At 72.3% G+C, this 1,745-nt stretch carries 1 protein-coding gene; it reads left to right on the top strand.

Annotation, left to right across the window (positions count from 1 at the left end; all coding sequences use genetic code 11):
* On the top strand, nt 1-1,745 hold a 1,745-nt coding region (locus tag ACIQUT_RS40265), incomplete at both ends, for a type I polyketide synthase (protein ID WP_403570700.1).

The raw sequence follows: 1,745 nt of genomic DNA, 5'->3' as shown, positions 1-1,745 counted from the left end.
TGGGCCGAGGGTGCGGGCATGCTGCTCGTCGAGCGGCAGTCGGACGCCGTACGCAACGGCCACCCGATCCTGGCCGTGGTCCGCGGCTCGGCGATCAACCAGGACGGCGCGAGCAACGGCCTGACGGCCCCCAACGGCCCGTCGCAGCAGCGGGTGATCCGCGAGGCGCTGGCGAGCGCGGGCCTGTCGGCTGCCGATGTGGATGCGGTGGAGGCGCACGGTACGGGTACGCGGCTCGGTGACCCGATCGAGGCGCAGGCGCTGCTGGCCACGTACGGCCAGGACCGGGCGGCCGACCGTCCGCTGCTGCTCGGCTCGATCAAGTCGAACATCGGACACACGCAGGCTGCTGCCGGTGTTGCCGGTCTGATCAAGATGATCATGGCGATGCGGCACGGAGTGCTTCCGCAGACCCTCCACGTCGACGCGCCGTCGAGCCACATCGACTGGGAGGCCGGCGACGTCGAGCTGCTGACCGAGGCCGTGGACTGGCCGGAGACCGGCCGTCCCCGCCGGGCCGGTGTCTCGTCGTTCGGTATCAGCGGCACCAACGCGCACACGATCATCGAGCAGCCGCCGGCTGCGGCACCGGCGGAGCCGCCCGCGGCGGACTCGGCCCTGCCGATCGTCCCCTGGGTGCTCACGGCCAAGGGCGACCAGGCGCTCCAGGCGCAGGCACGCCGACTCCAGGACTTCGTCCTTTCCGCGCCGGACGCGCTGCACCCGGTCGACATTGCCTGGTCGCTCGCGGCGGGCCGGGCACAGTTCGAGGACCGCGCGGCGGTCGTGGCCGCGGACCGCGAGGGCCTGTTGGCCGGTCTGGCCGCGCTCGCGGAGGGCGGTTCCGCGGCGGGCGTGGTCATGGGCTCGCCGGTGGGCGGGAAGGTCGCCTTCCTGTTCACGGGGCAGGGCAGCCAGCGCCTCGGCATGGGCCGTGGGCTGTACGACGCCTTCCCGGTGTTCGCGGCCGCGCTGGACGCGGTGTGCGAGCGGCTGGAACTCCCGCTGAAGGAAGCCCTGTTCGGGCAGGACGCGGAGCTGCTGGACCGGACCGAGTACACCCAGCCCGCCCTGTTCGCGGTTGAGGTCGCGCTGTTCCGCCTCGTTGAGTCGTGGGGCCTGAAGCCGGACTTCGTGGCCGGTCACTCCATTGGTGAGATCGCTGCCGCGCATGTGGCCGGGGTGTTCTCCCTGGACGACGCGTGTGCCCTGGTCGCGGCCCGCGGCCGGCTGATGCAGGCGCTCCCGGCCGGCGGCGTGATGATCGCCGTCCAGGCGTCGGAGGATGAGGTCCTGCCGCTGATCGGCGAGGGCGACCGGGTGAGCATTGCCGCGATCAACGGCCCGCAGTCGGTGGTCGTGGCCGGTGACGAGGACGCGACGGTCGCCGTCGCGGAGTCGTTCGCCGCGCAGGGCCGGAAGACCAAGCGGCTGATCGTGAGCCACGCGTTCCACTCGCCGCACATGGACGGCATGCTGGACGACTTCCGTGAGGTGGTGGCGGGGCTGTCCTTCGCCGCACCGCGGATCCCGGTCGTGTCGAACCTGACCGGTGCTGTTGTCGCCGACGAGATGGCTTCCGCCGAGTTCTGGGTGCGGCACGTCCGCGAGGCCGTGCGCTTCCTCGATGGCATGCGGGCGCTGGAGGACGCGGGCGTCACGACGTACCTCGAACTCGGCCCGGGCGGTGTGCTCTCGGCCATGGGCCAGGAGTGCGTGACGGGCGAAGGCGCCGCCTTCGTGCC

The organism is Streptomyces sp. NPDC090445 (assembly GCF_044769385.1).
GTDB lineage: Bacteria > Actinomycetota > Actinomycetes > Streptomycetales > Streptomycetaceae > Streptomyces.
Note: the sequence above shows the minus strand (reverse complement) of the source record. Positions and strands in the feature narration are given on the sequence as shown.